Raw genomic sequence first — 7,724 nt, 5'->3', positions numbered from 1 at the left:
GGGTGGCACCGGGGCGGCGGGTGCCCCGGGCGGCGGCACGATCGGGGCGATCACCGGCGGCGCCAACGCAGGCACAGCGGGCGGCGGCGGCGCAGCAACCGGTGGGCCAGGTGGCAGTGGCAATGGCGGAGGCAGCTGCGGAGCGGGCGGCAGCGGGTCTGCGACCGCGACCGGGTCGGCGATCGGGCTGCCCGGTGGAACGCCGTCGAGCCGCGTGGCGTGTACGGGCACGCTGATCACCGCGCCTTGTAGTCCGCACTCGTTGGACAGGATGGTGGTGGTTTGCGCGCCGGCCAGCCCACCATCGGGCTGCGGCGCCAACGCCAATGCCGTCTCCATGGTCTGCGCTTGCCCGAGATTCGGCGCTTCACAGGGCAGCGAGCCGTTCCCGGGATCGCCTTGCCATGCATTGTTGAGGAAGCGGAAGACAGCGGTCATGCCGCCACCTTCGGTGTATGCCACGGCGTGGTTGGTGCCATCCATGCGCGTCGAGGTCGCAACACATCCCGAGGGTTTGCAGGCCGACCGGAATGCCCACCAGTAGCTTGCGATCTGGTTTCCCGCCGCCGGCCACGGGCCGCCGTTGAGGGTGGCGTGCGGGTTGTCGTAGTCGAGGCGGTAGAGGCCGTCGAACACCGGGTCCGCAGGTGGTGCGGCGGTCGCCGCGTTGGTGGCGCTCGCAATCGCCGTGCTCGGCGGTGGGCTCGGCGGCTCACTGGCCGCGGCCCCAGCAGATGGCCACAGCTGCCACGCCCCGACACCGAGGACGACACCGACGGCGGCGATCGCCGCCACCGGTGCCCAAGCCGGCGTGTGCGGCAGCCGATAGCCGGGCAGGTTTCGGCTGGAGGCGGGTGCCGGTGGTGCCGGCGGCGCCAAAGTCAGAGCGGGCACCGGGGTTTCATCAGCAAGGGCATGCGCGAAGGCACCACAGCTGGCGAATCGATCAGCCGGGTTCTTGGCGAGGGCTCTGGCAAACACCGCATCGAGATCGGCCAATTCGGGCCGGGTGACGGCCAACTCCGGCCGCTTCGAATTGACGTGGCGGCTGACTACGACGGCGGGGTTGGCATGCGCGAACAGTTGTGTCCCGGTCAGCAGGTGGTATGCGGTGCAGGCCAAGGCGTACTGGTCGGCGCGGCCGTCGACATCCTCCCCCACCAGTTGTTCCGGTGCGGCATAGCCGGGGTTGCCGGCAGCCCCGACGTTGCGAGCGACTCCGAGGCGAACCAGAACGGCACGCGGCCCGGTGCCACCGGTGGCATCACTGAGGATGATGTTGGCCGGGCTGACGTCGCGGTGCGGCAAACCGTGCTTGTGAGCGTAGTCGAGTGCCCCGGCAACCGCGATGACGATGCCGAAAACCTGTTCGCGCGGCAGGCCGTTGGGATACCGCTGATCGAGGAGGCCGGCGAGATTCACCCCGTCGACGAAGTCGGTCGAGATCCAGAGCTGACCGTTGCGCTCCCCGTGACCGCGGACCTTGGCGATGCTGGGATGCCACAACGTGGCGGCCACATCTGCCTCGCGGTGAAACCTCTCCCGGTACTCGGGGTCGCCGGACCATTCGTCGGGTGGCACCGTCAGCACCTCGCGGTCAGGACGTCTGGGATGCTGCGCGAGGTAGACCTCCCCGGCCCCGCCTGACCCCAGCAGTCGAACGATCCGGAAGACGGAGAACGTCTCATCGACGTTGAGCGGCATCCACGAATCCTACGAACTGACCTCCGCGCTGTTTACGTTGCCCCACAATGCAAGTCAGAAGCATGGATTTGTGTCTGCACGCACCGGTGGGTTAATCTTCCGCATCGCGACGGGCGACGATCTCGCACGTGGCGCGCGGATGTAGCGCAGTTGGTAGCGCATCACCTTGCCAAGGTGAGGGTCGCGGGTTCGAATCCCGTCATCCGCTCGACGGCCCTACCTGCCCTGACGGCCACTACGGCCGCAGGGTCACGGTATGCACGCCGAGTTTGCCGTCATGGTCACGAATCTTGAGCGACCACGTGATCGGTGCAATCGCAGGGGGCGCCGGCGCGCCGGGTGGTACCGGCGGCAGCGGCGCGATGGTGACGGTGACGGTGGTTCCGGCGACGTCGACGCGGGCACGCGATGCACCAGGCGGGTCATCGACGAGTTCGAACGGCCCACTCCCCCCGGTGATCGTCAGGTCGAGCGGCGCCGCGGCGGTCACCTCGAACGCGGCGGCATCCAAGGTGAAGTTCGGGTTGACCGTGATGGTGAACTTCCGCTCGACACCGGCTCCGAACCGCACCACCACGTCCACGTTCTGGGCGGACTCTACGAACTTGTCTTTTGCCGCGGTGAACCGCCATCGCTCCCCTCGCGGCGCGACATCGCCCTCACGCTTGGCCTGCAACAGCTTTCCGGCTGGGACGATGCTGGCCGGTCCGGCCACCCTGGTCGGTAGCTCGAGATCGAAGGAACCTGCCGCGGCCATCGTCGCCGCCCCACCGCCGGGCGGCAGCGCCGGTAGGTCGGTGACGGTGATCAGGAAGTCACGCACCGGAATCCAGAACTCGTCGTCGAGATAGCTGCGTTTGCCGGTCAACGTCGGGGCGTCAGGGTGGTCGAGGTCGAACAGGTCTGCATCGGTGGGCCGGACCGGTGCCCAGATGCGGACCCGCACATCGGTCGGCAAGGTCGTGCCGGCCGCCGGCGGGTCGACGGTCAGGTCCCACCCGGCCCCGGCAGGACGGGGAGTGACGGTGACGCCGGCACCCGCGGCGGCTTGCCAGGCAGTGGTGTTGCGGCCGGCAACCTTGAGAGTCTGTTTCTCGGCGATGAACCGCGCGATACCGGGCCCGGTCGGCGCGGCGCCGCTGGCCGCGGGGGTGCTCCAGGCCACCGGATCGTCACCGAGAGTGACGGTCGAATCGATGGTGATGATGGCGATGTCGGTATTGGCCCGGTCCTCTGACGGAGTCGCGGGCAGCGGAAGCCGCACGGGCGGAATGTTCGCCTGCCAGGCGCCCGGCCCTGCGGGGAGCAGGTAACACCCGACCCCGCTGAAGACCCGCGGCGGGATGGGCACGACGGCCCGCAGGCGCGGCCGCATGACCGTGCCGGCCGAGACCTCGAGCAGTTCGGTGACGGTCGTTGCCCCACCGCCTGCTACGGGTGGGCCGTCGACCCGCAGCGTCGTCGGCACTGCCCCGCTTACCCTTTCGTAGAGCTCGGCCGGCAACAGCGCCGTGCCGGCGGCCGGAGTGAATTGCAGGATGCCGTAGAAATCGGAGCTGTCGTAGTAATCGACGCAGGTGACCAGCCCGGAGCCGTCGGCGTCGCAGCGGCCCATCGCGGTGTTCCGGCTCTGCCAACCGTCGTAGAAGGACATCAACCGAACGGCATCCCCCAGCGGGGCCGTGACATTCGCATCGGCAATATCGGGCGCGTTGGTCAGATCGGCGTTGAACTTGTCATCGACGGACAAGATGTTCGAGTACAGGTTGCCACTCTTGCGACTCGCCTGCTGTTCGAGGAAGTTTCGCTCGCTGTCGGGAAGAATCAGCTTGATGAACCCCACCAGCGGGGTCCACGCCTTCAGGTCCAGCGCCCTGGTCAGCAGGCGACCGAGCACCACCCGCCAATCCTTGGACTCGTCGTCAGAGGCACGCACTTGCGGGATCGCGTTGATGATCGCCTGGTTGAGCGGATTGAACACCGCCGCCCAGTCGTCGAAGTTGGTGGACAGGATCGCCTTTCGTGCGTCGTCGTCGGGCAGCGCCGGAGCGAGGATCACGAAGCTCCAGATGATCTGCATCAGACCACCGATGCTGACCAGCTCGAACCAGTTCGTGTCGAGCCCGCTGACGTCGCCCACGTCGTTGGGCCCGTGGTCCATCCAGCTGACGTCTTCATGATCCGCGTCGTTGGCGACCAGCACGTCGCGGATGCTGCGGAACACTCCTTGCAGCGGCAGCGCGCCGAGGATCGGTCCCCACCACGTGTTCTGCAACGTGTGCACGAGTTCGTGATCGGCCAGGGCGTCGGCCATGGTCCAACGGGCTCGGGGCTCCTCGGGTACCTGCACCTCCCCGGGGAACGCGAACACCTTCCCGCCGCCGGCATCCGGGCGGGTTACCGCTGACTTGACGAACTCCCGCACCACCACCTGGAACGCGCCGTTGGGGTCCGGCGTGATCTGCTGGCGGTACCGACGTGGTCGATTGTCGAAAGCATCCGGCTCCCAATAGAATTTGCCGTCCTCCTCGACGATTTTCAGCTGTGAGGACAACAGCCAGTAATGGCTTCCGGCGACCGATACCGGCTGCCAGTAGTCGTTGAAGTCGGGGTGCATGGCGGCCGGTCGCGGAGTGGCCTGCAGGAAGTAGCGCCAGCCGCTGGGCTGCCGAGCGAGGCTGTAGTTGCCGGAACCGGTCCCGTCCACCGGCACCACACCCATGATCGACGTCGGCCAGGCTCCGTAAGCGGACGGCAGGCCGCCACCGGTGTGCCGGATGAACCGCGCCGCGGACATCTTGGTGCCGATCGTGGAGCCCTCCGGCGTATACCTGGTCAGGGTGAAAGGCCCAGTTCCGATCAGCGGATCGACGGTGTCGACGCTGACTGTGCCGATCGCCGAGATTTCCCGAACCCGTGGGTCTGCACCATCGTCGATGAGCACCGGCTGCTTGGCCGACATCAAAGCGGTGGAGGTGACCTTGACGGTCAGCACATCGGCGGCCTGCGTTGTCCCGGTGCCCTTGTCGATCTCCCGATTGGTCTCCTTCAGCCGGGCGACCCGGACGGCACCGACAGCCAGTCCGGTGAGTGGTTCATCCAGGGTGATCGACGCCGGGACCGCCGCAGTGCCCGGCTCTCCCTCCGGCCCCGGCGGGCCCGCGGGGACCGCCGCATCAACCTTGTTCACCCGGCCGTACCCGGACGCCGTACCCGAGATGACCTGGACCAGATCACCGACAGCGAACGGCTGATCGCCGCTGAACGTCACCTGCGCCGGTTGATCCGGCGGCCCCGGGTACTGCCCGTTGGCCGCGGTCCCTTCGGGCGCCAGCCGGTAGAGGGTGGCCCCGGCAACGGCGGCGCCGCCAAGGGTCGGAGTTACCGTGACCGCGACCGACACGGCTTCCACCTTGGTGTACGCATCGGCGCGTTCGGGCGTTGCCGGGTCCGGTGTTGTTGGTGCACAGCGGAATACATCGCCGACGGCCACGGTGTGGCCGGGTGCGGCGAGATCGATCTGCTGGGTGCCGGCCGCGCCCGGGCGAATCACCCAACCGGCACTGCTGGCGGTCGAGGCGGTCAGCTTCTGCACGGTGATGTCGTCACGCAGATCGGGTTTGGCGGTGAACCGGGCCGGCAGATCGTGGTCGAGCACGGCGACCGGATGTGCGCCCGGGACGACAGTCAGCACCGCGCCGTACGCCGCGGTGAGGTTGCCGGCGGACACTCCGATCACCGTGCCGGTCGAAATGCCTGCATCGCCGGGCACGTTGATCGCGAACCACACCCGCGGGATCAGGTCGGCGGTACTGGTCTGGCCTCCAGCGCCCAGATATTCGTCCACCCGAAGCGTCTCGTCATCGTCGTCCTCGGTGGGCGCGGGCATCACGGGCGGCATCGGTGCCGCCAGCACAACAGTCCCCCGCGCATGCGCCACACCGGGTTTCACGCGGTCCTCAAAAGTCTGCTGCCCGCCGCGCGTACCCACGGCGTTGCCCGGACCGCGAGTCCAGAAGCTGGCGTGCACCCATTCGCGATGGTCGTCGTCGGTGCTGGTGATCACCAGTATGGAACCGCCGGCCTGGCCGGAGAATCGGCGCCCATCCAGGCTCGGCTTACCGTCGGCACCGGGGCTCCCACCGATGTCGTCGAGTTCGATGATGCGGGGCCGGTCGAGCATGTGGAAGTAGTGGCGACTCTCCCACACCACGTGCCCGATGGTGATGCAGCGGTCGCCGCTGAGGCCTGTGACGCACCGCGGCCAGAATCCGTTGAGCGCCAGGGCCGCGGTGGCCAGCCGGCTGCTGCCGCTGAGCCCGCGCAGATCGAACATCGAGTGCTGCGGCCAGACCAGGCCGAAGAGGTTGATGATCTCGAAGTAGAAATTCAGCGGGGCGAACAGGAACACCGACAGCGAGGTGAGCGGCGCACCCCAGGTGGGTCCCAAGACCAGGGTCAGGAAGAAGTTCCATCCCGAGAAGTGGCCGTCGCGGTCTGGCCGTCCCAGTGGGTCGTACTGGCTCAGCGCATAGGCGTGAACACCGGCGGCGGGCATCTCGACCGGCAGCGTAGCGGCGGGCTGGCCCGCAAGCCGACGGGGATCGTCAGGGTCACCATGCCAGGGGTCGGGTGTCAGGAAACTACCGGTCTCCGGGTCCAACTCGCGTGCGCCGAAACAGATCAGGCCGCTGCAGCCGTCGGCCATGTGCCCGAACAGCGTCGGCCGCCATCCGGCCCCGATCGCCACCGCGCCGAACGGCGGCTGCATCGCATCCTCGAATCGCCACGCGGCGGCCGCGCTCGCCACCCCAAGCAACGTGCCGAGCAGATCGGTCACATAGACCTCGTCGATCTCGTCGTCGGCATCGCAGCGGGCGATCACCCGGCCGTTCCACCACAGGAATCGGCATACCGGCTCCCCCGAGGCGGTGGTGACCGACCACAGTCGCCCGGTCGGATCGCGATGCTCGCGGTATTCGGTGCCGTCCGCGGTCACGGAGATACGTCGTCCCAACGCGTCCCAGTCGTACTCGACGGTGCGCTCCGGGGTGGTGACCGCACGCAGTTGACCCAGTGGGTCGTACCGGTAGTCGGTGCGGTGCCCGCGACTGGCCCGGGCGGTGCGTCGGCCGTTCGCGTCGTAGTCGTAGGTCACGGTGTGCTGTGGCCCGACCAGCTTGCGCACCCGGCCGCCGTCATCGGTGCGCACTACCGTGCGGGCGCCGTCAGTGTCCTGAGCGCGCAGCTCGCGGGCGCAGTACTGCCGACGATGGGTACTCCGTTGTTCGTCATTGGTTTCCGTCCATCCGGACAGTGCACCCTGATCGTCGCGGGTGTAGTCGATGGTCCTTCCACCGTGCCAGATGCGGCGGGTGATCCGGCCAGCGATGTCCAGTTCGGTATCGACAAGCGGGATTTCATCCTGATCCGACCATCGGGTGCCCCGTTCGGTGACCTGCTCCGACCACCGCAGTGCCGCCGTTTCGAATCGCACCGAACCGTGGGATTCGCTGATGGTCAGCAGGTCCGGGCCGTCGAGCCGGTGCACCACCCAGTGGCCGTCGGCCCATCGGCAGATCAGATCGTCGTAGCCGGGCACGGTGATTCGGCGTGGCCGGCCCTGGTCGTCGGTATCGATCCGCAGCACCGTTGCACCGCGCTGCACCCGCACGGTCCGTTCGGACAGTTCGGTGCGTGTGATGCCGCCTGGATCGGTTGCGGTCAACCGGTGGGTGCGGTCGATCTCGGCGGCCTGTGCCGGCGTCAGCCCCATGGCGCGCAGGGCTGCGGGCACGGTGGCACCGCCGGCGGCCAGCCCGACCAGCACGGTGTCGTCGTCGTCGCCGACGATACGTAGGGTTCCGTTGGCATCATCGCGGTGCACCGTCAGCGTTGTACCGTCGGCCATTTCGACGCGCACGGGGTGGCCGTCGCCGGTGCGCCACATGCGTCGCCGTCCGCGCGCGGGGTCGTCGAAGACTTCGACGAGGTCCTCGTCTGTCCGGTCATCCATCGTC

The 7,724-nt window shown here is 68.1% G+C and carries 2 protein-coding genes and 1 tRNA gene; 1 reads left to right on the top strand and 2 read right to left on the bottom strand.

Annotated features, from left to right (window positions below):
* The coding region (locus tag E0T84_RS26760) for a serine/threonine-protein kinase (RefSeq protein WP_138746011.1) at positions 1–1,704 on the bottom strand (1,704 nt) is incomplete at its 3' end.
* A 135-nt stretch (positions 1,705–1,839) separates the two neighbouring features.
* On the opposite strand from E0T84_RS26760, the gene E0T84_RS26755 reads away from it, so the two are divergent.
* Positions 1,840–1,912, top strand: a tRNA-Gly gene (locus tag E0T84_RS26755).
* Positions 1,913–1,939: 27 nt separating this feature from the next.
* Here the strand turns inward: E0T84_RS26755 and E0T84_RS26750 are convergent.
* Positions 1,940–7,720 carry an RHS repeat protein gene (locus tag E0T84_RS26750; protein ID WP_138746010.1) on the bottom strand — a complete coding sequence of 1,927 codons (5,781 nt, stop codon included), beginning with the start codon at positions 7,718–7,720 and terminating at the stop codon, positions 1,940–1,942.
* Positions 7,721–7,724 lie beyond the last annotated feature (4 nt).

The organism is Mycobacterium sp. DBP42 (assembly GCF_005924235.1).
Lineage (GTDB): Bacteria > Actinomycetota > Actinomycetes > Mycobacteriales > Mycobacteriaceae > Mycobacterium > Mycobacterium syngnathidarum.
This window is presented reverse-complemented; position numbering and strand designations above follow the sequence as displayed.

Bases quoted from the DNA above. Each gene is read 5' to 3' on its own strand.
- E0T84_RS26750 (WP_138746010.1), bottom strand. From the start codon at position 7,720: ATGGATGACCGGACAGACGAGGACCTCGTCGAAGTCTTCGACGACCCC.